This is a genomic window from Variovorax sp. efr-133-TYG-130, from assembly GCF_030208835.1.
In the GTDB taxonomy this organism is placed as follows: Bacteria; Pseudomonadota; Gammaproteobacteria; order Burkholderiales; family Burkholderiaceae_C; genus Variovorax.
Genome location: NZ_JARVTD010000026.1, coordinates 42,129 through 63,523, shown reverse-complemented (window position 1 = coordinate 63,523; position 21,395 = coordinate 42,129). Strand labels below are relative to the sequence as shown.

21 protein-coding genes are annotated in these 21,395 nt (G+C 64.9%); 4 read left to right on the top strand and 17 right to left on the bottom strand.

What is annotated here, in order from left to right; genetic code table 11:
- From QRN67_RS21115 to QRN67_RS21035, 17 genes are all read right to left on the bottom strand, one after another.
- Complete coding sequence (locus QRN67_RS21115; protein ID WP_081270813.1) at window positions 1–1,425, bottom strand: sigma 54-interacting transcriptional regulator; 1,425 nt, start codon at window positions 1,423–1,425, stop codon at window positions 1–3.
- Between the two features lie 39 nt (window positions 1,426–1,464).
- Window positions 1,465–3,549, bottom strand: coding sequence for a TadG family pilus assembly protein (locus QRN67_RS21110; protein WP_285413419.1), 2,085 nt, complete (start codon window positions 3,547–3,549; stop codon window positions 1,465–1,467).
- A 7-nt stretch (window positions 3,550–3,556) separates the two neighbouring features.
- Window positions 3,557–4,051, bottom strand: coding sequence for a TadE/TadG family type IV pilus assembly protein (locus tag QRN67_RS21105; RefSeq protein ID WP_285413418.1), 495 nt, complete (start codon window positions 4,049–4,051; stop codon window positions 3,557–3,559).
- Entirely contained in the window at window positions 4,048–4,521 is a 474-nt protein-coding gene (locus QRN67_RS21100; protein ID WP_285413417.1) for a TadE/TadG family type IV pilus assembly protein, read from the bottom strand. The genes QRN67_RS21105 and QRN67_RS21100 overlap by 4 nt, the downstream gene beginning before the upstream one ends.
- A 34-nt stretch (window positions 4,522–4,555) precedes the next feature.
- On the bottom strand, window positions 4,556–4,939 hold the full coding sequence (locus QRN67_RS21095; protein ID WP_285413416.1) for a DUF3613 domain-containing protein: 384 nt from the start codon (window positions 4,937–4,939) through the stop codon (window positions 4,556–4,558).
- On the bottom strand, window positions 4,936–5,790 hold the full coding sequence (locus QRN67_RS21090) for a tetratricopeptide repeat protein (protein ID WP_285413414.1): 855 nt from the start codon (window positions 5,788–5,790) through the stop codon (window positions 4,936–4,938). Before QRN67_RS21090 ends, QRN67_RS21095 begins: the two co-directional genes overlap by 4 nt.
- A 119-nt stretch (window positions 5,791–5,909) precedes the next feature.
- Window positions 5,910–6,872: a type II secretion system F family protein gene (locus QRN67_RS21085; RefSeq protein WP_285413413.1), complete on the bottom strand. Its 963-nt coding sequence runs from the start codon at window positions 6,870–6,872 to the stop codon at window positions 5,910–5,912.
- A complete protein-coding gene (locus QRN67_RS21080; RefSeq protein ID WP_285413411.1) occupies window positions 6,869–7,867 on the bottom strand; it encodes a type II secretion system F family protein in 999 nt (332 codons plus the stop codon). Before QRN67_RS21080 ends, QRN67_RS21085 begins: the two co-directional genes overlap by 4 nt.
- Window positions 7,860–9,173: a TadA family conjugal transfer-associated ATPase gene (locus QRN67_RS21075; RefSeq protein WP_106936837.1), complete on the bottom strand. Its 1,314-nt coding sequence runs from the start codon at window positions 9,171–9,173 to the stop codon at window positions 7,860–7,862. The genes QRN67_RS21080 and QRN67_RS21075 overlap by 8 nt, the downstream gene beginning before the upstream one ends.
- Before the next feature lie 4 nt (window positions 9,174–9,177).
- Window positions 9,178–10,461: a CpaE/TadZ family protein gene (locus QRN67_RS21070; protein WP_285413410.1), complete on the bottom strand. Its 1,284-nt coding sequence runs from the start codon at window positions 10,459–10,461 to the stop codon at window positions 9,178–9,180.
- Between the two features lie 40 nt (window positions 10,462–10,501).
- The gene (locus QRN67_RS21065) at window positions 10,502–11,899 is read right to left on the bottom strand and encodes a type II and III secretion system protein family protein (protein ID WP_285413409.1); all 1,398 of its coding nucleotides are present in this window, start codon (window positions 11,897–11,899) and stop codon (window positions 10,502–10,504) included.
- Window positions 11,900–11,937: 38 nt separating this feature from the next.
- Entirely contained in the window at window positions 11,938–12,945 is a 1,008-nt protein-coding gene (gene cpaB, locus QRN67_RS21060) for a Flp pilus assembly protein CpaB (RefSeq protein ID WP_285413407.1), read from the bottom strand.
- An 81-nt stretch (window positions 12,946–13,026) separates the two neighbouring features.
- Window positions 13,027–13,530, bottom strand: coding sequence for an A24 family peptidase (locus tag QRN67_RS21055; RefSeq protein ID WP_285413406.1), 504 nt, complete (start codon window positions 13,528–13,530; stop codon window positions 13,027–13,029).
- Between the two features lie 20 nt (window positions 13,531–13,550).
- Window positions 13,551–13,739 (bottom strand): Flp family type IVb pilin, encoded by a 189-nt coding sequence (locus tag QRN67_RS21050; RefSeq protein WP_285413405.1) that lies wholly within the window; start codon window positions 13,737–13,739, stop codon window positions 13,551–13,553.
- 53 nt (window positions 13,740–13,792) lie between these two features.
- Complete coding sequence (locus tag QRN67_RS21045) at window positions 13,793–13,978, bottom strand: Flp family type IVb pilin (RefSeq protein WP_285413404.1); 186 nt, start codon at window positions 13,976–13,978, stop codon at window positions 13,793–13,795.
- Between the two features lie 415 nt (window positions 13,979–14,393).
- On the bottom strand, window positions 14,394–15,860 hold the full coding sequence (locus QRN67_RS21040) for a L,D-transpeptidase family protein (RefSeq protein ID WP_285413402.1): 1,467 nt from the start codon (window positions 15,858–15,860) through the stop codon (window positions 14,394–14,396).
- Window positions 15,860–16,993 (bottom strand): nuclear transport factor 2 family protein, encoded by a 1,134-nt coding sequence (locus QRN67_RS21035; protein WP_285413401.1) that lies wholly within the window; start codon window positions 16,991–16,993, stop codon window positions 15,860–15,862. The genes QRN67_RS21040 and QRN67_RS21035 overlap by 1 nt, the downstream gene beginning before the upstream one ends.
- Before the next feature lie 139 nt (window positions 16,994–17,132).
- Between QRN67_RS21035 and QRN67_RS21030 the strand changes: the two genes are divergently transcribed.
- From QRN67_RS21030 to QRN67_RS21015, 4 genes are all read left to right on the top strand, one after another.
- Complete coding sequence (locus QRN67_RS21030) at window positions 17,133–18,095, top strand: LysR family transcriptional regulator (RefSeq protein WP_081269988.1); 963 nt, start codon at window positions 17,133–17,135, stop codon at window positions 18,093–18,095.
- 121 nt (window positions 18,096–18,216) lie between these two features.
- The gene (locus QRN67_RS21025) at window positions 18,217–18,738 is read left to right on the top strand and encodes a cupin domain-containing protein (protein ID WP_285413399.1); all 522 of its coding nucleotides are present in this window, start codon (window positions 18,217–18,219) and stop codon (window positions 18,736–18,738) included.
- Between the two features lie 13 nt (window positions 18,739–18,751).
- Window positions 18,752–19,759, top strand: coding sequence for a hydroxyquinol 1,2-dioxygenase (locus tag QRN67_RS21020; protein ID WP_081269986.1), 1,008 nt, complete (start codon window positions 18,752–18,754; stop codon window positions 19,757–19,759).
- A gap of 134 nt (window positions 19,760–19,893) precedes the next feature.
- On the top strand, window positions 19,894–21,357 hold the full coding sequence (locus QRN67_RS21015; RefSeq protein WP_285413423.1) for an aldehyde dehydrogenase family protein: 1,464 nt from the start codon (window positions 19,894–19,896) through the stop codon (window positions 21,355–21,357).
- Window positions 21,358–21,395 lie beyond the last annotated feature (38 nt).

The following is a 21,395-nucleotide window of genomic DNA, read 5'->3' as shown; positions in this document are numbered from 1 at the left end:
TCAGGCGTCTTCGGGAATGCCCGGTTCGCCGTCGAGGATCTGGTACTTGCGCATCTTCTCCCACAGCACCTTGCGGCTGATGCCCAGGTGCTGCGCGGTGTCCTGGCGCTTCCAGTCGTTGACCTCGAGCGCCGCGATGATGCGGTTGCGCTCGCTGCTGTTCCAGCCCTTGCGGTCGCTGCTGCCGTCAAGCCCGATCCCGCCGCCACCACCCGCGCCGTTGCGGTCCGCCGAGATCGTCGGTGTCGGCGTGCCGCGCGTCAGCGCAATCGCGCGCTGGATCAGGTTCTGGTCCCAGCTGTGCAGCTGCCGCGCAATCACGCCCACGCGCTCCGCGAGGTTGCGCAGCTGGCGCACATTGCCCGGGAAGTAGGTCTCGGCCACCGCGTCGCTCAGCCAGTGCGGCGTTTCGCCGAGCGTCTCCAGCTCGTCGCCCAGCACGTTGCTCAGCAGCGCCTTGAAGATCGCGATCTTGTCGACCTCGCCGCGCTCCTCGAGGCTGGGCACATGAAGCTCGATCACCGCAAGGCGGTAGAAAAGGTCGGCGCGGAACTCGCCGCTCGCCACCATCTCGCGCAGGTTGCGGTTCGTCGCCGCCACCAGGCGGAAGTCGACGCGGATCGGCGACGTCGCCCCGAGCCGCGTCACCGCGTTGTCCTCGAGCACGCGCAGCAGCTTGACCTGCTGGTAGCGCGGCAGGTCGCCGATTTCGTCGAGGAAAAGCGTGCCGCCCGTGGCCTGCTCGAAATAGCCGCGGTGCGCATGCACCGCGCCGGTGAAGGAGCCCTTCGTATGGCCGAAGAACAGCGACTCGAACAGCCCGTCGGGAATCGCGCCGCAGTTCACCGCCACGAAAGCGCCCTTGCTGTAATGCTGGTGCCCAAGGTGCAACTGCTGCGCGATGCGCTCCTTGCCCACGCCGGTTTCGCCGCGCACCAGCACGCTGTGGTCGCAATCGGCGAAGGCGTTCACCTCGGCCAGCAGCGACTTCATCGCGTCGGAGTGCGCCACCAGCACGTCGGGCGCCTGCGGCGCCACCTCGCGCGCGCGCAACTGCCGCACCAGCTTCGCGACCATCGTGCGCAGCTCGGCGCAGGTGAAGTCGTAGGGCAGCACGTGCAGGTACTCTGGCGGATAGGTGCGCGAGTCCCGCTCGCGCGAACCCGCCGCGACCCAGATCACCGGCATGCCCTGCAGCAGCTCCGTCGCATGCGCCAGCCCGCCGCCGTCGATGACGGTGACGCTGATGATCGCGACCGAGGGGCGCAGCGCCACCCCGCGTTCGGGTGCGGGCGGCGGCATCCCGTCGGCCCGGATCACCTCCACGTCGAAGCTCGCCATGCAACGCGCGATGCGGTCGAGGATGTCGGCTTTGCCCTCCCAGACAAAGAGGTCGAGTTCGTCGAAGTTGGGGGGAGAGCTCATTAGGAACGGTAGGAAATTGGCAACTTGCTCCGGCTTTCTTCAATAGACGAGCTTCGAATTGCGGCAGCTTATGGAATTCAGGTGAACATCGGTCTGTCCGAGCTGCAATCCAAGCAGCATCTGCAATAGATCGGAGACAAACTTGCCTACAACGTCGAGAGCTGGCTGCAACAGGTTGACCAGTGGGCCAAGGAGGCCTGCCAGCAGAGGAGTTCCACCATCAGAGGCACCGACTCCGAGCAGGCCTGAAACAAGCTGCACCAGACTACTCAGAATGCCAGTCAAGAGTCCGCTCTGATTCGCGGTTTGCAGCGAGTCGACCAGAGTGGAGCGAACGCAAGAAGTCTGATAACTGCTGAACGAAGTCTTGCAACTGGCCACTTTGCCTGCCCATTCGGAAGGCATCGACTGCGAAAGTATGCCAAGCAGGGTGGGGCGGTTCCACGTCAAGCCGTCGGCAGTCAAGGCCGTTTGAACGGCGTCGACTGCGCTTTGGTTCATGCTGGCGCCCACGGTTGTCGGAATGTAGTGACTCGCCAGCGTAGCGGCAATGGCCGGTGTTGTAGGGCGGGTCGCAGGTGTTCCGCTGCCGCTTCCGCCGTTCCCGAGAAGCAGCTTCAAGAGGTCACTCAGGAGCGCGGAAACCGTGGTGCCGATCACCAAAGGGTTCCCTCCCGTTGTGACGGTATCCCCCGGAGACAGGACCACAGTGCTGGAGTTCGGAAGTGCCGGCAGATATGCTTTCCCCGCCAGCAGATCCACTCCCAGGATCCTGACCAGGGACATGGGCTGCAGATCGGTCTGGCAGACATTGGACTTGGACCAAAGCGCGGTGGAGGAGATCTGTCCGATGCAGGCGCTGAGAAGAGGTGCGTCGACTTTTATGGTCGCCTTGGTCGGCGTCGAACTGCAATCGATGTTGGTCACGGTGCCAAGCGAATTTCCGATATCGATGGATATCGGAAGAGTTATTTGCGTAGCCAATGTACTCAGGATGCCCCCTACGATGCTCGTATTCGTATTGATGGAGGCGAAAACTCTTACTTGCGAGTTGTACGCCGTGGTGCCTACACCGCCGATGCCGATGGACGCCGGTTCGATTACGCGTGCTTCGACGTTGAGTCCTAGCGCCCCCACTTGCTGATTCAACGTCACGGCGTGTTGCGACGTCCCTACGCTGAGGGCCGTCTTTAGCAGATCGAAAGCGTTGATCTGGGTGTTCAGGGCTGCAGAAGTCGTAGGGGCCTTGATGACCGTGAACAGGCCCCGGGCGCCGTCGGTGGCGGCGGAATCGGTGCCGACTTGCACCAGGAGGGAGTCGACATTGATACCGGCATTTGCCAAGGCGCCAAGAAGCTGCGCGTTGGCGGTCAGGAGGCCGCTTTGATTGGCAAGCGTTGCAATGACGTTGACAAGCTGCCCGATGCTGACCTTCTTGGCCGCTAGGAGCGCGTTCAAGCCGCCAACCGTCAGGTCTGCGCTCACCGGTATTCCTAGCGCGCTCAACAAATCGCCCGCGGAGATATTGGCGGTCACAAGGCCTGTATAGCAACCAACGCAGGCGTTATCCACATTCACGCCAGCGATCTTCAAGATGGAGGTCAGCGCGCCTCCCGAACTTACATCGGCGAGTTTGGCGCCCACGGAAAAAACAACTGACGGTTCATCCTTGGCTGCAAGTGCCTGCACCTGGATCTGGCGTTGAATGCCGCCCGAGATTCCCGTCAGCAGCATCGGAGGCGTTCGCTGCAACGAGATCTGCACACCGTTGAAAGGCGCTACACCTGCGGAGAAGTACTTGGGCCCCGGTATGCTCGACGGGTCCCAGCGACCGCAGACCACATCGGCCGAGTTCAGCTGAAATCCCGTCGGCAGATTCTGTGATGCATTCGAAATGGCGGCGGTCGTGGCCTCGGCACAACTGCTCGTGGTGAGTGCCTGGGCTCCCGACAGCGCTGCGAGATCGGCCGACTTCTGAAATTCCCTTTTCAGAAAGAACAGATACCCGATCTCGGTGCCGACCAGCGTGATGATGATCAAGCTCAACGCAATGGCCGCGTTGACGAGCACAGAACCACGTTGCCGATTCCTATGTGATGCTGATCTTTGAAAGAGTGGCCACATAGAAACCTCAAGGCAAGGGCTTGGCCGTCGTTGCCTTGCCCCGCAAGTTGGTGGGAACAGCAAGTCCCGTGAATGGCAGCGGGGGAACGATGGGATTGCTCCCATAGGGGTACGCGACTCTCACCGTGATCTGAGTCGGAATGGAAAGATCCACGGTGATCAGGCTCGCGGGCACATTGGATTTCAGCCAGGCGAACTTCGAGGCAATGGAGCTTCCTGCCGCGGAAGGCGTTATCGACGACGATGCAAGGGACTGGTAAACGGCAGACTGGACCCGGCTGTCGTTGGCTGCGACATCGAGACTTAGCTGCAAGGCTGCTCTTGCACCGTCCTCTGCCGAGCGCGAGACAACCTGCTGTACGTAGAGCACGGCGCCGACCGAAGCTACGCCATAAACGGCAAGAAAAAGAACCACGAAAACAAGCGCGAACTCGATCGCTGCCAAGCCACTCTGCAGCCTGGCCGAGCCTCTGCCGAGGGATGCTCTCTTGATCGCGGTCATTGCGACTTTCCGTCAAGCAGCATGGTGGCCTGGCCGACGATCTGATCGGGAACCGCGAAATTCGGAAGCGGCGGTAGCAATGCACGAAGGTTACTTGCTGTGATCGTCACGACGACTTGGCAACGCATGACCCAAGTGGTTCCGCATTTAGGCGAAGCGCAATTGCCATCTTCGACGGTGCAGACTTTTGCCATCGGTGCCAGATTCACGATGGAAGGCATCCAGTTGCTTTGGATTCCCGCCACGGTTTGTGCGCGTTGCCTGCGACCATCCACCGTATTCTGGTATTGAAGCGCCGCGCGCGCGCCGTCCTCCGCCGCGTTTTGCAAGCCCATGCGAAACGTGAAGATCATCCCGTAGCAGATGATTCCGTAAATCAACGCAAACAGGATGAGAAACACCAGCGCGAACTCGACTGCATACACGCCGCGCTGGCTGCGTGCCGAGGTACGAATGCCCGGTGATTTCATGGTTACCTTCCGACAGCCAAACCAGTAGCGAGCGCTACTTGCTCGCCCCACTCCCCGCCGAGGACGACTTGACTATCGAACTCATGCGCTCCGGAATCGGAAACTCGAAGCTCTTCATGTAGCGCTCATAGCTGCGACTTGCCACGTCGCCGGCAATCGGACGTGGCGTGGGGGAGGCAATTTCGCCGCTGCGCTGCCATGCGAGCAAGCCCTGTGTGGCGTCGCCGACCTGCGGCCGCTCATAGACGACTTCTCTCTCCGTATTCATTTCTTCCGGGCCGTTTTGTACCGGTTGAGCGGCGGCCGGCGGTGCTTCCAGCTGGACTGGCTTCGCAGCCTCTTGTGCCGCTGCGGCGGGCGCAGCGATCACCAACACGGCGGCCAGCAGGGCGAGGCGATGGGCGTGTTCTTTTTTCATTGGGTACCTTGTGGGGTGGAGTTCGGTGGCATCGACAGCGCGGAGTCGGCGACGGACGGATTCAGCTGGCTGGCCGTTCGCAGGCCGCCCATGCCGGCCCAGCGCGATGCCTTGAGCATCAACGGGGGCGGCACGGTGTCGTCGCGCACGGGCTGCGGCGTGCTCGCAAGCGGCCGCAGTGCAGCGACGACTGGCGCCGCCCCGGTCGCCGCGAGCGGCGGGGTACCGCCCCGGCGCATCTGCTGCGCGGCATCGCGCACGGCTGCACGCGACGCCGCGGGCATGCGGTTGACTTCCATCAACCGGTCCGCCTGCTCGCGCTGGCCGGTGACTTCGAGGTAGAGCGCAAGGTTGGACTGTGCCTGCGTGCTGTTCGGGCGCAGCTGCAGCGCCTGCATCAACGGCAGCCGGGCTTCCTCGATCTGTCCCGCACGCAGGCTGGCGTAGCCCAGGTCGCTGAGCAGGAGGGCATCGGTCGGTGTCTGGCGCTGCGCCTTTCCGAGCAACTGCACTGCCTCCGCGTAGCTGCCGCGCGCACCGGCCAGCAGGCCGAGGCCTCGGTAGCCGGCACTCTCCAGCGGTGTGCCGATCAGGCGCTTGTAGGCCTGCTCGCTGAGCGCGGCCTGATCGGTATGGCGCAAGGCGTCGGCGCGCAAGCGGGTGGATTCCGGCGATACGCCCCAGCGTTGCTCGAGCGCGTCGATATGCGCGAGCGACGCAAACCACAGGCCATCCTTTTGCATCTGCTCCACGAGCTTGAGGTAGGTGGCCTTGCTGTCGATGTTCGCGCTCGACTTGGTTTCCGCGGACGCTTCGGCGGCCGCGCGTTCCTGGGCGTTGGCGCTGGCCACGTACGCGCTCGATTCTTTGAGCAGGCTGCATCCAGTGATAGTCCAGACCGTTGTCGCAATGGCCGCGCAGGTCAGAAGTCGGATAGTGCGTGTCGAGCACCGCGATGAGGTGAGTTTTCTCATTTGCTGATAGCTCCAAGAGAATTGAATATCGCGACGAAGCCCGGCCCTGCTGTAACGATGATCAGCGCTGGCAGCAGCGTGGTGACCATGACTGCGGTCATCTTCACAGTGATCTTTCCGATACGCTCTTTCATCTCCGAGCGCCGACTCTCCCTCAGACGTTCGCTGAATACGCGCAGAGGCTCTTGAACCGCACCGCCGTGGCGGTCGACTTGCACCAGCAGCGATACCAGACCTCGAAGGTTTTCATTGCCGTGAAGCGTCGCAAGGCGATGCAGTGAATGCTCGCGGGTGCGTCCCCGGCTGTATTGCGCATTGGCCAAGGTCAGCTCGTATCCAAGGACGCGAAGCACGTGCGAAAAATCGGTCGCCATGATCTGCAGACTCTGGTCAAGGCTGAGTCCAACACCCTGGAGGAGTCGCAACAAATCTATGAAAAGCGGTAACTCCCGTCCTGCTCGCTCACGTCTGCCGGCGGCTATGCGGCCCAGTACCCACTTTGGAGCCATGAATCCAACAGCCGCTCCGGCGGCCAGAAGAATCGGGAACATGCCTTGTTCCTGTTTACCTCCCCAGAAGGCATAAATCAAAATGGGAAGAGCAAAAGCAAGTGAGATGCGCGTAATCAGAAAGATCAGCTGCGTTCGTTTTGATGGGAAGCCGCATTGATCGATGAGGCTTCGATCTTCATCTGCGACCAAGGCTCGCCCAAGTCGTGTATTCAGCCAGTGGAACGGCAGATCGAGCTCGGGACGAAATGCGTCTTCGACCTCGGTGCTGGACTGCGTGGCGGACTGCATCGTTGGTGTAACGGCAGCCTGTTGAATGGCGCGACCAATGACTTTTCCGCTCCGAATACGTCGGATCTCGCCGGCAATCAGAGCGCCTGCACCTATGACAAGCGCCAGTGCCAATAGCCCAATACTCAGGGCAGCCAATTGGTTGGGCGTGAGTGTCATGCCAGTCTCGCCAACCTGTAGAGAAGCGCTGCGCCTATCAACTGTAAGCCGGCAGAGGCATAGACCAGAATTCGGCCGGTATCGTCATTCCACATTCCCAGGAAGAATCCTGGGTTGTTCAGAATAAGAAAAGAGCCTACGGCGATTGGAAGCAAGCCAAGAATCCACGCGGAGAGGCGAATTTCTGAAGACATGGCATGCAGTTCTTGATCCGCTTGCTCGCGGTCGCGCATGAAATTTCCTACACGCTCCAGCAACAGGTCGGCGCGACCGCCGTAGCGCACGCCCAAGCCCAGGATCGATGCCAGGAGAAACATTTCCTCGATACGTACGTTGGTGGCTGTCTGGTGCAAAGCACGATCGATGTCCATTCCAGCACGAACCAGCGATGCTGAGCGTTCCAGATGGCCGCGCAGCGGAGCCTCTGTGGTGGCGATCGCCAGTTGAAAAGCTGCTTGAGTGGAGTTGCCGATGGTGATTAGGCGAACCATCGCGTCGATATAAGCTGGCAGTTGTTTGACAAGCTTCCGGCGAGATTTCTGCAAGATCCACCAAAGAGAGAAGCTCGCTCCAAGGGTCAGCAGAAACAGTACGCCGAGTGCAGCCAGCCCTCCTGCGAATGCAAAGGTCAGCGCGGTCAAGGCTAGGCCAAGCGCTAGCGAAATGACCACCGTTCGAGGCTGGACTACGCCCACCAGCCATGTTGGCATTGCCCGCTCCAGCAGGCTGGCCTGCGCGGCCTCGGTGGTCGCGGGGCTGGTGTCGAGCCACGGATCCGTCGTCAAGGTCGACGACATTCCTTCTCCCGGAAGCTCCCTGTCCCTCACAGGCATCGGTATCGGCGTGGTCGCCGTGCTGGTCGCGAGGATCTGCTGGCTCAGGTGCCGCTCGGTGGCCAGTCGCACCTGCCTGTTCTTCGCCCACTGCCACAGCATGAGCCCCGCCGCCGCCATCAGCAGCGCGATGCACGCCACGATGAGCAGGGCTTCACGCACGGTTGTCTCCATGCGCACGCGCCATCGACTGCCGGAAGCGCGTGATCTTGGGCGAGTGCGGCGCGATGCCCAGCGACACCCAGCGGTCGCGTTCCTCGCCGTCCGGCGAGACGACCGGCTCGTAGCGGTAGAGCTCCTGCATGGCGACGACGTTGTCGTTGACGCCCGTGACCTCGCTCAGCGAAATGATGCGGCGCTGGCCGCCCGACAGGCGCCCGATCTGCACGATGAAGTCGATGGCGTTGGCGATCTGCCGGCGCAGGCTCACTTCGCTGCCCTGGTAGCCCGCGAAGCCCGCGAGCATCTCCAGGCGGTAGAGGCACTCGCGCGGCGAGCTGGCGTGGATGGTGCCCATCGAGCCTTCGTGGCCGGTGTTCATGGCCTGCATCATCTCGATGACCTCGGCGCCGCGCACTTCGCCCACGATGATGCGGTCGGGCCGCATGCGCAGGCTGTTGCGCAGCAGGTCGCGGATCGACACCACGCCCGTGCCGTCGAAGCCGCCGGGTCGGCTTTCGAGCCGCACCACGTGGCTGGTGCCGAGCGACAGTTCGGCCGTGTCTTCGATGGTGATGACGCGTTCGCGCGCGGGTATGTAGCTCGCGAGCGCATTCAGCAGCGAGGTCTTGCCCGAGCTGGTGCCGCCGCTCACGAGGATGTTGCAGCGCGCGCGCACCGCGATCTCCAGCAGCTGCGCCATGCCGGCGTCGAAGGTGCCGAGCTTCACCAGGTCCATCGGCGTGAGCGGCTCCTTGCGGAACTTGCGGATCGACACCGAGAGGCCGTCGATGGCCAGCGGCTCGATGATCACGTTGATGCGGCCGCCGTCGGGCAGGCGCGCGTCGACCATCGGGTTCGACTCGTCGAGCCGGCGGCCCAGCGGCGCGAGGATGCGGCGCACGATGCGCATCACATGCTCCGAGTCGGCGAAGCGCACCGTCTCGCGCTCCAGCATGCCGTGGCGCGACACGTACACGTTCTGGTAGCCGTTGATCAGGATGTCTTCCACGGCCGGGTCGTTGAGCAGGTCTTCCAGCGGCCCGAAGCCCGCGAGTTCCTTGGTCAGCGCGTCGGAGATGAGCTGCATCTCGCGGTCGTTGATCGGCACGCGGCGCAGCCGCACGAAGCTGTCGACCTCCAGTTCGACGAACTGCTGGATCGAGGCGCGCGACCAGCGGCCGAACTCCGCGCCCAGCTCCTCGATGCGGCTGAGCAGGTGGTCGTGCGTCCAGCTCTTGATGTCCTGGAACTGCTGGGAGTTGATGAACGCCTGGTCGTCGTCGGCGAATTCGATATCGGTGGACATGGGTTCAGCCTTCGTGTGAACTCTTCCAGAGGCCGGTGACTTGCGACATGAGCGCAACCCAGCGTGGATCCTTGGCCGGAGGTTGGCCCGTGGCAGACATGTATTCCTGGTGCAGGCTGCGGGCCAGGCCCGTCACCGCCTGCGAGTAGGGGTCGCTGCGCGAGGTACGCACCAGCATCTCTCCGCGGCTCGCAGCCGCCATCAGCTGTGCGCTGCGCGAAGGCAGCACATGGCGCAGCGGCAGCTCCAGCCGTTCGGCGATGTCCTTGGCCGTGAGGCCGACATGGCTGTCGAACTTGTTGACCACCAGGGAGAGTCGGTCGGTCTCGACGTTGCGCGCGCGCAGTTCCTTGAGCATGTTGGCGGTGGACACGATGCCGCCGATGCTCTGGTCGCACACGACCCATGCCTGCTGCGCCTCGCGCACCGTCTGCGCCATGAAGTCGATGGTCGAGAAGCCGCCGAGGTCGGCGACCTGGAAGTCGAAGAAGTCGGCCAGCCGCTTGATCAGCGCGACGGAGTCGGCATGCGAGATCTCGCGCACCTGCGCGAGGCTCGCGGGCAGCGGCAGGATGGCCACGCCGCTGGTGTGGTGCGCCAGCGCCGTGTGCAGCAGGGTCTGGTCGAGCCGGCGCAGGTTGCGCACGCCGTCGACGAAGCTGAAGCCGCTTTGTGTGTCGAGGTAGAGCAGGCCGTCGCGTGCAGGCAGGCCCAGGTCGAGCAGCGCGACGCCGTGCCTGGAGCTGCGGCCCTGCGGGCGCGCGGGTGCCTGCGCGAGCTGGTCGTGCAGCGTCAGGGCCAGGCTGGTTGCCAGCGTGGTCACGCCGAGTCCGGCACGCGCGCCCAGCAATGCCAGCGTGCTGCCGCGTGTGCCGCCTTGCAGGGTGCTGCGGCGGTCGAGCAGGGCGCGCAGCGTCGTCACCGCATCGGCGGGCGGCGCGGCCATGTCGATGAAATCGTCCACGCCCGCGCGCAATGCGGAGAGCATGGCGGCGGGTTCGGCCGACACGCCGGTTGCCAGCACCGGCAGCGTGGGCCAGTCGCGCTTCAGGCGCTGGTGGAGCTGGATGGCGTGGGCGCCCTGGTCGGGAGAGAAATCGATGAACACCGCCACCGGCCCGAGCAGCGCGATGCGCTCGTCGATCGACTTGGTGTCCGGCGCAAGGATCACCACCGACCCCAGCGTGCCGAGCGCATCGGTCAGCCACGTGATGTGGCTGCCGTTGCTCGACGCGAACAGGTAGGTCTCGCTGCCTGTCTCGGGAATGCTGTCGCGTGGAGCGTTCATGGGGCCTGCCTGCTGCGATGCATGGTCCGCGTCATCGTGCTCAGCGGGAGAAGCCGGGAACCGGCGTGTCGATCAAGCCGCCGAGGAAGTACGAGCGCCATACCGCGCCATCGCGTTGCTCGGCGCCGCCGGGCAGGTACGGTGCGAGGTCGGTGCCGCGCGCAATGGGCTTCACCAGGTGCGGCGTGACCAGGATCACCAGTTCCTTCTCGCTCATCTGGTAGTTGTTCTTGCTGAAGAAGGTGCCGATGATCGGCAGGTCGCCGAGCAATGGCACCTTGCTGGCGTTCGAGGAGGTGGTGCGGCTGACGAGGCCGCCGATGATGAAGCTCTCGCCGTCGCCGAGCTCCACCGTGGTGTCAGCGCGGCGCGTGGTGATGGCTGGCACGGCGATGCCGTTCAGGTTGAGTGCGTTCGTGTAGTCCAGATCGCTGGCCTCGGGCGCGACCTTGAGCACGATGCGTTCGTTGGAAAGCACGGTCGGTGTCAGCGTGAGGCCGATGCCGAAAGGCTTGTATTCGATGCTCGTGGTGCCCAGTCCCTGCGGCACGGGAATCGGCAACTCGCCACCGGCCAGGAAGCTGGCGCTCTGGCCCGACAGCGCCACCAGCGTGGGCTCGGCAAGCACGCGGGCCATGCCGTTGCCTTCGAGGAAGCCGACGTTCAAGCCGATGCCGGCCTTGCTGAAGTTGAACAGCAGGTCGAAGGCCTGCGCCAGCGGGTTGTTGTATTCGCCGGTGATCTGGCCATTGGCGGCAAAGCTTGCAGACGAGAGGGAGGACGGCGAGAAAACGCCGAAGCTGAATCCGCTCGAATTGGGGCGGGTGCTGAAGATGTTCAGCCCCGCCTGCTTGAGCACGCTGCGGTTGAATTCCACCACCTTGACTTCGACCTGCACCGTGCTGCTGCGCACGTTCACCACCGAGCGGTCGATCAGCTCCGTCTTCTCGGGGGCGCTGGCCAGCGCCGTCTCTCGCGCGGCCTGGTGCGTGATCATGTTGTCCATGGTGCCGGTGAGCGTGGACGAACGGCGCCGCACTTCGATAGGGTAGGTGGTGGCCACGGTGCTGCCCTTTTCCCAGACCATCAGCGAGGTGCGCCCCGCGGCCTTGCCGGTCACGATCAGCCGTGCCGCTGCGGAGCTCGGTGTCTTGCGGGTGATGGTGACGTTGGCCACGGCCTCGTCGCCGATCGCCATCCGGTCGATTCCCTTGTCGAGCAGCAGCTCTTTCTGCGTACCGGCATCCAGGACGAGTGCCCGCTGCACGGGCTGCTGCATTGCGGTCTTTGCATCGGCGGCGGTGGATGCCAGCGGCCAGACGGCTTGGGTCATCGCGCACAGGGCGACCAGGGACGGGCGCAGCAGCCGCGATGAAAGCTGGACGGGGCTGCTGCTTCTAGCGGCTCGGGTCGATTGCGCGCGAGGCGTGTGGTGCATGTGTTCTTCCTGGAAGGCGGTATCTGCTGGCTGTTCGATCAGTAGTTCACGGTTTCGCTGCGCTCGCCGCGAATCACTTCGACCTGGAGGCCGCCGCGCGTGCCGGTGCCGGTTGCGGCGCGCCGGTTGGCAGTGGCGGCAACCGCGCGCGCTTCGACGGCCGCGGGCTTGACGTTCGACCCCTGGCCGCCGGTGGACAGGTCGAGAGCGGTCAGGCCGGCCTGTGCGAGATCGAGTCCTTCGAGTGGCGCGCGGCGCGCCTCGCCCGCCTTGGACGACACGGGTTGCAATGCGGTGGGAAGTTCGGCGAAGAGCTTCGGGTCCGGCTGCGACATGTCATTGGGATTGCGCAGTGCCAGCATCAGTCGGCCGCTGGCGTCGCCGATGGTCAGCCGGTTCACCTCGTCCACCGGCACCGCCAGCACGGCGGTGCGTGCCATCTCGTTGCGCTGGGCCTGCTGGGCGGCCGCCTTGTCGGGCGACTTGGACGGCATGCCGTCGACGGATGCGCTGCCGAAGGCCAGCACGCGCTTGCGGGAGAGCAGCAGTCGCGCCTGGCTGCGGTCGACGTCCTTGCCGTCCGACTTGAGCGTGATGAACACGTCGACGAAGTCGCCGGGCTGGATCTTGTTGCCCGCGCCCATGATCTCGTCGGTCTTGATCGCGACCGCGCGCTCGCCTTCCGCGACGCGCAGCGCAAGGCCGGAGACGAGCTGGTTTTCCATCAGCGGGGTGCCTTCGGCGAGATCGATCACCGGCACGCGTCCGGCCGCCACGGATGCATCCTGGAACGCGCCCGCCGGGTTGATCGTCAGGCGCTCCACGCGCAGTGCATCCGCGGGAATCGCCTCGCCTGCGGGCAGTGTCTTGGCTGCCACGACGACCGGGTAGACCAGCACCTCCTTGGCCTTGGTGGGGGCTGCGGCGGGGCCCGTGGCCGCCGCGACGGGAGCGGGTGCCTGGCGGCTCAGCATCCAGGCGTAGCCACCGAGTGCGATGGCCAGGAGCACGAGGATGGCGGCGAGGATCTTGGTGAGGTTGATCATGGACGGCGGATGAAGATTTGGGGGCAAGCGATCATGGGACTGGAGGAATGAAGGGCCTGCTGTGACAGAGGCAGATGACTGCTAACTCTGTCGCCCCCAGACCATCCAGGCCGCGGTGGCCAGCGACAGATAGGCTGCGTAGGGAACGATGCGCTTGCGCGCCGTCGTGGGCGCTGCGCCGTTGCTGGTCGCCGACGAGCGCCCCAGCAACATCAGAGACAGCCGCGGTGCCACGGGCCAGCGCTGCAGCGCGAGCCAGAGCGCGCTGTGAAGGCCTGCCAGCAGGCTGGCCACGACCCAGATCGGCAGCAAAGCCTGCAGGCCCACCCAGAGTCCGAGCGCGCCTGCGAATTTCACGTCGCCAGCTCCCATGAGGCCAACGGCGTACAGGAGCAGCAAGGCGCCGAAGCCGACGGCCGCTCCCGTGAGTGCGGTGGACCATTCGATGCCGAAGGGCTGCGTCCCGAGGGCGAGTGCGGCCAGCGCCACTGCGGCGCCGGCGAGCACGAGCCAGTTGGGAACGCGGCGTTGACGGAAGTCATAGACGGCGACGAACAGCAACCACAGCAGACATGCCAATTGCATCGGGGAATTGCTGGTTGCGTTCAGGCTCCTGTTGCGGTGCCGGGGGCCGTGACCTTGCCGGCGATGTAGTTGAACAGTCCGGTCAGCTTGGTGCCCACACCAGTGGTGGCTGTCACGATCGCGACGGCGATGAGGCCGGCAATGATTCCGTACTCGACAGCAGTTGCGCCTTCTTCGTCGCGCAGAAAACGAGAAATTGAGTTGAGCATGACTAGATCCTTCAAGGAGTATTTGGCGGATGGAAAAAGGGGGCGGCGCGGTGCTAAGAGCTAGGCGTGGAGGGGGCGGTGACTTTGCCGGCAATGTAGTCAAAAAGGCCCGAGAGCTTGGTGCCGACGCCGGTGGTGGCGACCACGATCGCCATTGCAATTAATCCCGCAATAATTCCGTACTCAACTGCGGTCGCACCCTCCTCGTCCTTTAAAAAACGAGTAATTGAGCTATGCATGATTTACCCCTTTCAGTAAGTGTTAACAAAGGCTGGTGGGGTGGATGTTATACACAGTAACTCCGTGTATCAACAAGAGAAACCCACAAGACACACACTTAGCTGTGCTAGCCAAAAGGTGTAAGCACGATGGCGGCCAGCTTTCCGCCGGCCGGGTCCCGGGGGAAGGACGATCGGCCAACCAACACTTTGAAGGTTAATTTTTCCCTCTGTAGGCCGCGTCCGACCTCCCATGAAGTGGGGAGGGGAACGTTACGGCGCCGGGAACGCGCGAAAGGGCTGCGTTACGGGTACAAACCCGTTACGCGTTACGTAGCACGGGGCCACAAAGCACGATTTGTAACGCTGAAAAAAGCCGGAAAGCGTGAGCAAAATGTCACGACTCAGCGGTCGTACCCGCGTGGTCAGCAGGGGTTCAGCCGAGGATGTCTTCGTGGAAGAGCTTCCACTCGCTGCCTTGGCGCAGCCAGTACTGGCGCCGTGAGCGACCGCTCTTCTCGCCTTCGAACACTTCGCCGAAGGTAACCACCATCGTGTCGTCACCGTCCCGCCAGTGGAGGAACGACATGTCCTTGAGCTGCACACGCTTGCCCTGCGCGTATTTCACTTCGTCGTCGACGGCTGAAATGCCTTCGGTGGATTTCTTGCTGATGCGCTGGAAATCCGGCAAATAGAATTTCTTCAATTGCGCTTCATTTCCATTGGCCCGCGCGTCTTTCCAGCCATTTATTGCGCTGGAAATGGATTGCGATTCTTTTTCGGCCTGCGGCTGCGAAATCCATTGCAGGCTGCGTGCGGTGACCACCGGCGTTGCGCCGATTTGCACTTTTCGCAAAAGCTGCTTCAAGTCGGGGTTGGCCATGACCACGCAGCCGTCGCTGGCCAGTGGCGCCCGTGCGAACTGCTGGGGCGGGGTGCCGTGCAGCCAGATGCCGCCGCCGGTCTTGCCGCGCCGCACGTCGTACGGGTTGGGGTAGTTGATGGGCAGGGCGCCTGCGCCGTAGAAGTCCTTGAGCGACTTCGGGTCGAGGCTGCTGGTGATGTAGTACACGCCCAGCGGCGTGCGGGCATCGCCTTCGGTGGCCTTGTCGGTGCCCGACTTGCCGACCGAGATGTAGTAGTCGGCCGTGAGCTTCAGGCCCTTGTCGCTGTTCTCGAACAGGTACAGGCGCGAGCGCGAGGCATCGACCGCAATGGCATAGCGGCTGCGCGTGGAGAGCGCCAGGAACTGCGACGGCACGGTGTTGGCCGGTGGCCGTTCGCGCAGGGCCTGCAGGCGGCGGCGCGATTCTTCGTGCAGTTCGGCCATGGCCGGGTTGCCGCGCATCCTGGCGATGCTGGCGGTGTCGGGCAGGCTGTTCGACGGCGGCACCTGGGCCGCGAGCAGGTCGCCATAGACGAGCTGCGCGAGCTGGAAGTTCGGGTAGTCGCGCACCAGGTCACGGGCCTTGGCGAGCGCGGGACGAGCCTGGCCGCGGCCGAACATTTCGTAGACGGCGATCAGGCGTGCCTCGGCGTTGCTGGCCTCCTGGATCGGCGCGGCGGCGCGCGCCGGCCTGCGGGCGGGCTTGGCGGCGGCTGCCTTGGTTTCGGCCACCGCGGCCTTCTTGCCGCCCCTGGCTTCCTTCGCCTCCCTGGCGGAAGCGCGTGCGCCGTGCGCGGCGGGAGCGCGGCTGTTGCCCACCGCCTTGGGTTTGGACTTGGAGGCGCCGCTGCCGCTGCCGGCTTTCGCGTTGCTCTGCTTGGCCGCAGCCGACGCGAGCGCGGCACCCGGTGCCGCGAGCATCAGCGCCGAGGCTGCCATCAGCGCTGCCAGCAGGTGTCCGCTGCGCGGACGGAACGGAGGATTCTGAAGCCGGCCGCGCCGGACGATGTCTGCCACTAGCCGCCGACGCTTTCCTTGCGAATGTGCCACTGATTGCCGGAGCGCTGCATGTCCAGCGTCTTGCGGCTGGAGACGTTGAGGTTGTCGGCGCGATAGATCTGGCGGAACTTGGCCGTGGCGTTGTCGCCGTCGACCTTGATGACCAGGTTCTCGATGTTCACGCTGATGCTGGACTTGCCGACGATGCGGGCGCGGCGGTCTTGTTCCCAGCTCTTGCGGCTCTGGCCGCCGCCGGGAGTGAAGTCGCTGCCGTAGGCCGCGAGGTAGCGGTCCATGTCCTGGCTGGCCCACGCCGAAGCCCAGGCGCGCACGGCCGATTCGACCTCGGCGTTGGCGGCCGGGCTTGCCGCGGGCGCGGGCGACGGTGCCGGGGCGGGCGCTGGCTCGGGCGCCTTGGGCGCGGCGGCCACCGGGGCGGGCGCCGCCGCGACCTTGGCGGGCGGCGGTGCGGCGGGCGCAGGTGCGGGAACCGGTGCAGGTGCAGGTGTAACGGCCTTTGCCACGGGAGCAGGGGCGGGAGCAGGCGCCGGTACAGGCGCAGCCGCCGCAACCAGCGTGCCCGGCTTGCCGCCCGCCAGCGCAGGCGTCGGCGTGAAGAGCGTACGGATCACCGCCAGCTTGGGCTGCACGGCCGTGTTGTTCTGGTCGAGCTGCAGCGCCTTGCTGTAGGCCTGGCTGGCGAGCCGTGCATACACGTCGCCGAGGTTTTCCTGGGCGGTGGCGTAGCTGGGGTTGGTGCGGATGGCGCTTTCGAGCGCGGCGCGCGCCTTGTCGAACTGGTTCTGGCTTGCGTAGATCACGGCCAGGTTGTTGAACGGCTCGGGCAGCTCGGGTGCGTCCTGCGTGAGCTGCGTGAATGCGGCGATGGCCTCGGCGCGCTTGCCGGTGTCGAGCTGGATCACGCCCTTGAGGAAGCGCATCTGCGGATCGCGCGGCTTGTCCTTGAGGAAGGCGTCGGCCTTCGTCATGGCTTCGTCGAGCTTGCCGGCCTGCATGAGCTTGTCGACTTCTTCATGTTCGACGGCGGACAGCGCGGGCAGCGCCACGGCACAGGTCGCAGCGGCCAGGAAGAGGGCACGCACGGAGGGGGAGAAGCTGAAACGGGCGCGTGGCCGGGGGCTCTTGGGCATTGCGGACAAGACCTCGTAGGGGGTGGGTGATGCGGCAGGGATTGTAAGTGGGGCAGGTAACCCCCCGATACAGGCCTGACGGTCTTTCGATGCCTTTCAGGTTTGCCCGCAACGGGCGGCGCCGCAGTACAGTGCCGCCGTGGACCGCCTCCAAAGCATTGAAACTTTCGTTCGTGTCGCGCAGACCCAGAGCTTCGCGGAAGCGGCTCGGCAGCTGCGGGTGGCCAACTCGGTGGTCACCACGCGGGTCAAGCAGCTCGAGGAATTCCTCGGTGCGCCGCTGTTCCACCGCAGCACGCGCGTGGTGCGGCTCAGCGACATGGGCCAGGCCTTCCTGCGCGACTGCACCGAGCTGGTCGTGCGTGCCGACAACATCGTCGACCAGATGCGCGACGCGCGCGGCACGCCTTCGGGCACGCTGCGGGTGCATGCGCTGACCGGCATGGTGCTGGGCCGCTTCGCCTCGCTGCTGCGCGAGTTCCAGACCACCTACCCCGACATCCACCTCGAGCTGATCGTGAGCGACGCGGTGGCCGACCCGGTCAAGGCCGGCGTCGACTGCGCGCTGCAGATCTTTCCGGCGGCCTCGCAGGAGCTGGTGTCGCGCCCGCTCTTCCCGGTGCGGCGCGTGCTCTGCGCCACGCCCGCCTACCTGGAAGCCCACGGCACGCCCGCCACCCCGCGCGAACTGCACCGCCACAAGCTGGGCCTGTATTCGGGCTATCCCACGCGCGACCGCTGGACCTTCCATCACAACGGCGAGCAGACCACCATCTACCTCGCCGCCGCGCTGCTGACCAACAGCGTGCACCTGCTGCGCGAATATGCACTGGAGCATGCCGGCATCGTCTGCCTGCCGACGCTGGTGGCGGGCGACGCCATCGCCCGCGGCGACCTGCAGGTGGTGCTGGCCGAGCACCAGCTGTCGTCGTTCTCGCTGAGCGCGGTGTACGCGGGCACCTCGCGCAATGCGCTGAAGCTGCGGCTCTTCATAGAACACATCGCCACGCGCTTCACCCGCGTGCCGCCGTGGGACGCCACGCTGATCGAGCGCGGCCTCATTCCCGCCGAACTGATCGAGTTCAGCCGCTCCAGCGGATAGCGCACGAACAGGGGGTAAACCCGGTCGATTATTCGGAGACTCCGAATAATCCTCTTCCAAACTGGTCCCTACCGGCGGCGTCTCATGGCTCCTAGAGTTCGCTCATTCAAGGAGACAAGCCATGACAGCCGCTACTTCGACCACCTACCGCACCCGCTTCGGGTCGCTCAAGCACTTCGAGAAGGGCCACGTCGAACCCATCGACGACGACGTGCGCCACTACGCGTTCTCCAACTGCTTCGAGATCGCGAGCATCAGCAAGCCCTACGAGAAGGTCGTGTTCGGCCAGAACCAGATCTACGTGCTGGAGACGCTGCGCGCCGAAGGCACCTCGCCCTGGTACACCTGCGCGCATGACGAGTTCGCGCTGGTGATGGACGGCGAGGTCGAGGTGCACCTCGTGCAGCTCGACGCCGCGCAGACCGTGGCCGACAAGGAAAAGAACGGCGCCGTGCTCGTCGAGGGCGAGCCCAGGGGCAGGAAGATGGGCTGGATGAAGCTCTCGCGCGGCCACCAGGGCCTGCTGCCGAAGAACACCGCCTACCAGTTCCGCACCGCCGGCGAGCCGGGCGTGATCGTCCTGCAGAGCTGCAAGGGCGATCTCTCCGTAGAAAAGTGGGCCGACATCTGCCAATCGCATTGAGAGGAACCGCACCATGAACGCACCCGCAGAACTCGCCAAGGTGATCGCGTCGCAGCCCGACGCCACGCTCGGCTACAAGGACTTTTCTCTCGGCAGCTTCAGCTTCCGCCGCGACGAATACTTCGTGCACATCGGCTGGAAGACCCGCGACGGCCGCCCGATGAGCCACACCATGGACGCCGGCAGCTACCTGCGCGCGCTGATGCGCGACGTGGCCTGGGGCTTCTTCTACGGCTGGGTCAACTTCGACGACGTGTTCGGCACCGTCAACCACTACGAGTCGGTCGACCTGTACGCCGGCAGCTTCAACGGCACCATGAAGGACGCGGGCATCGACCTGCTCGAGAACTTCCCCACCGCGCAGATCCGCGCCACCTTCGAGGCCATGCTCGACGACTGGACCAACGAGAGCTTCGACCCCTTCGCCGCGCCGCAGGAAACCGGCTCGCCCTATGGCCGCAAGAACGGCAACAACACCGCCAAGATCACGAGGGCACGCGAGCTGGCCAAACGCTGCGTGGGCCTCAAGGGCGACCTCGACCTGCGCAGCGACGAGCGCGGCGCGCCGGTCAACCGCGCCTTCGCCGACGTGCCGCAGGGCCAGCCCGAGCTGCACCCCGAGCCCGGCTTCGAGAACGATGTGCACGCATTCAACCTCTTCGGCTTCCTGAGCCGTTCGCAGGTCACGTGGAACCCGAGCTTCACCTCGGTGGTGAAGCACAGCTACATGTGCCCGACGACCGAGGAGCACATCCTGCCGATCATCCACGGCAACGACCGCGTCGAGTGGTTCTTCCAGATGACGGACGAAATCCACTGGGACTGCGGCGACAAGAACACCGGCAAGCCCATGGCACGCGTGATCATGAAGGCCGGCGACATGGCAGCCATGCCCGCGTACTGCCGGCACCAGGGCTTCAGCCCCAAGCGCTCGATGCTGCTGGTGTGGGAGAACGGTTCGCCGAGCCTGGTGTACGAGATCCAGAAGGGCGAGTCGCCCGAGATTCCCGTGCAGTTCTGATCTGCCTTGCTCCCTCCCCCGCCGGGGGAGGGCAGGGGTGGGGGCTCTCCAGGCCCGCGCCCTCTTCGAAGAAGCCCCCACCCCAACCCTCCCCCAGCGGGGGAGGGAGAGGAACGACCATGCCCGCACCGTCCATCCGCCATCAGCTCTTCATCGACGGCCGCTTCGTCGACGCCGAATCCGGCGAGACGCTCGCCACGCTCAACCCGCACGACAACACGCCCATCGTCGATGTCGCGCTGGCCGGCAAGGCCGACGTCGACAAGGCCGTGGCCGCCGCGAAGCGCGCCTTTCCCAAATGGAGCCGCATGGCCGCGGCAGACCGGGGCCGCATCCTGCTGAAGCTCGCCGACCTCATCGAGGCCAATGCCGAGGAGCTCGCGCGCCTCGAATCGCTGGATACCGGCCACCCCATCCGCGATTCGCGCCGGCTCGACGTGCCGCGCACGGCCGCGTGCTTCCGCTACTTCGGTGGCATGGCCGACAAGTTCCAGGGCGAGACCATTCCGGTGGAAGAGGGCTTTCTCAACTACACGCTGCGCGAGCCCGTCGGCATCGTCGGCCAGGTCGTGCCGTGGAACTTTCCGCTGATGTTCACCAGCTGGAAGATGGCGCCCGCGCTCGCGGCCGGCAACTGCATCGTGATGAAGCCGGCTGAGATCACGCCGCTGAGTTCGCTGCGCATCGCCGAGCTGATGGCCGAGGCCGGCCTGCCGCCGGGCGTGGTCAACATGCTGCCGGGGCTGGGCAGCGTGGCGGGCCAGTACATCGCCGAGCATCCCGAGATCGCGAAGATCGCCTTCACCGGCAGCACCGCCACGGGCCGGCGCATCGTGCAGGCCAGCGCGGGCAACCTGAAGAAGGTGCAGCTGGAGCTCGGCGGCAAGGGGCCGAACATCGTCTTCGAGGACGCGAACCTGCAGGCCGCAGTCAACGGCAGCGCGTGGGCCATCTTCCACAACCAGGGGCAGGCCTGCATTGCGGGCTCGCGGCTGATGCTGCACGAGAAGATCGCCGATGCCTTCCTCGAGCAGTTCATACCGCTGGCCAGATCGATCCGCCTCGGCAACCCGCTCGACGAGAACACCGAGATGGGGCCGCTCACCAGCGCGCAGCACCGCGAGCGCGTGCTGAGCTATGTGGAAGTGGCGCAGGGCGAGGGCGGCGAACTGCTCGCCGGCGGCAAGTCGCCCGGCGGCGACCTGGCGAAGGGCTGCTACGTCGAACCGACGGTGATGCGCGCAAAGTCATACAAGGACCGCGTCGCGCAGGAAGAAGTGTTCGGGCCCTTCGTCACCGTGCTCACTTTCAAGAATGACGAAGAGGCGATGCAGATCGCCAACGGCACCGACTACGGCCTCGGCAGCGGCCTGTGGACCGGCAACCTGCAACGCGCCCACAAAGTGGCGCGCGACCTGCACGCAGGCATGGTCTGGATCAACAGCTACAAGCGCGTGAACCCCGGCTCGCCCTTCGGCGGCGTCGGCCAGAGCGGCTACGGCCGCGAGATGGGGTTCGATGCGATGCGCGAATACACGCAGGTCAAGAGCGTGTGGGTGAACGTCGACGCGCAGATACCGCCGCACTTCGCGCGCTGACTGACTGGCCCCGGCCAGGCGGCATCAAAAACACAAGA

Bases quoted from the DNA above. Each gene is read 5' to 3' on its own strand.
- QRN67_RS21115 (WP_081270813.1), bottom strand. From the start codon at position 1,425: ATGAGCTCTCCCCCCAACTTCGACGAACTCGACCTCTTTGTCTGGGAG.
- QRN67_RS21110 (WP_285413419.1), bottom strand. From the start codon at position 3,549: ATGTGGCCACTCTTTCAAAGATCAGCATCACATAGGAATCGGCAACGT.
- QRN67_RS21105 (WP_285413418.1), bottom strand. From the start codon at position 4,051: ATGACCGCGATCAAGAGAGCATCCCTCGGCAGAGGCTCGGCCAGGCTG.
- QRN67_RS21100 (WP_285413417.1), bottom strand. From the start codon at position 4,521: ATGAAATCACCGGGCATTCGTACCTCGGCACGCAGCCAGCGCGGCGTG.
- QRN67_RS21095 (WP_285413416.1), bottom strand. From the start codon at position 4,939: ATGAAAAAAGAACACGCCCATCGCCTCGCCCTGCTGGCCGCCGTGTTG.
- QRN67_RS21085 (WP_285413413.1), bottom strand. From the start codon at position 6,872: ATGACACTCACGCCCAACCAATTGGCTGCCCTGAGTATTGGGCTATTG.
- QRN67_RS21075 (WP_106936837.1), bottom strand. From the start codon at position 9,173: ATGTCCACCGATATCGAATTCGCCGACGACGACCAGGCGTTCATCAAC.
- QRN67_RS21070 (WP_285413410.1), bottom strand. From the start codon at position 10,461: ATGAACGCTCCACGCGACAGCATTCCCGAGACAGGCAGCGAGACCTAC.
- QRN67_RS21065 (WP_285413409.1), bottom strand. From the start codon at position 11,899: ATGCACCACACGCCTCGCGCGCAATCGACCCGAGCCGCTAGAAGCAGC.
- cpaB (WP_285413407.1), bottom strand. From the start codon at position 12,945: ATGATCAACCTCACCAAGATCCTCGCCGCCATCCTCGTGCTCCTGGCC.
- QRN67_RS21055 (WP_285413406.1), bottom strand. From the start codon at position 13,530: ATGCAATTGGCATGTCTGCTGTGGTTGCTGTTCGTCGCCGTCTATGAC.
- QRN67_RS21050 (WP_285413405.1), bottom strand. From the start codon at position 13,739: ATGCTCAACTCAATTTCTCGTTTTCTGCGCGACGAAGAAGGCGCAACT.
- QRN67_RS21045 (WP_285413404.1), bottom strand. From the start codon at position 13,978: ATGCATAGCTCAATTACTCGTTTTTTAAAGGACGAGGAGGGTGCGACC.
- QRN67_RS21035 (WP_285413401.1), bottom strand. From the start codon at position 16,993: ATGCCCAAGAGCCCCCGGCCACGCGCCCGTTTCAGCTTCTCCCCCTCC.
- QRN67_RS21025 (WP_285413399.1), top strand. From the start codon at position 18,217: ATGACAGCCGCTACTTCGACCACCTACCGCACCCGCTTCGGGTCGCTC.
- QRN67_RS21020 (WP_081269986.1), top strand. From the start codon at position 18,752: ATGAACGCACCCGCAGAACTCGCCAAGGTGATCGCGTCGCAGCCCGAC.